Origin of the sequence: Burkholderia sp. AU4i (assembly GCF_000466765.1) — a bacterium.
GTDB classification, from domain to species: domain Bacteria; phylum Pseudomonadota; class Gammaproteobacteria; order Burkholderiales; family Burkholderiaceae; genus Burkholderia; species Burkholderia cepacia.
On the sequence record NZ_ASSI01000398.1, the window covers coordinates 1 to 666 of the forward strand.

1 protein-coding gene is annotated in these 666 nt (G+C 72.4%); it reads left to right on the top strand.

Annotated elements, in window-relative coordinates:
• A partial coding sequence (locus tag L810_RS43025) for an MFS transporter (RefSeq protein ID WP_042978432.1) occupies window positions 1–646 on the top strand: 646 nt, incomplete at its 5' end.
• Between the last annotated feature and the right edge of the window lie 20 nt (window positions 647–666).

Sequence of the window (666 nt, forward strand, 5' to 3'; positions counted from 1 at the left end):
CAAGGTGTTCGGCGCGGCCGCGTCGACGCAGTTCCTGTCGAACGGCGCGCTGTTCGCGGGCCAGATGCTGATTCCGGTGTTCCTGATCCAGGCGTGCGGGCGCACGCCCGGCGAAATGGGCTGGCTGCTCGCGCCGATGGGCCTCGGCATGCTCGTCACGTATCCGTCGATGGGCGCGCTGACGAGCCGGTTCGGCGTGCGCCGGCTGGCCTCGGCCGGCGCGTTGCTCGCACTCGCCGCGACGCTGCCGTTCGTGTTCCTCGCGCTGACCGGCTACGATCCTTACCTGCTCGTGCCGGCGCTGTTCCTGCGCGGCATGGGCCAGAGCGCGATCGGCGCGCCGTCGATCGCCGCCGCGTATGCGTCGGTCGAGCGCCGCAACCTGCCGATGGCGACGACCTCGCTCAATATCGTGCAGCGTCTCGGCGGCCCGACGTTCACCACCGTGTGCACGCTGTTCCTCGCATGGCGGCTGCAGGTCGAATCGGCAGCGGGCGGCGGCACGCCGGCGAACGCGTATGCGTGGGCGTTCGGCCTGCTTTGCGTGCTGCACGCGGCAAGCGTCGTCACGACGCTGCGCCTGCCGCTGTGGTCGACCGGTGCGGGCGGGCAGCCGGCCGGCACCGCGCGCGCCGGTTCGCGCTGACCTTCGGGCGGCCGCACGAC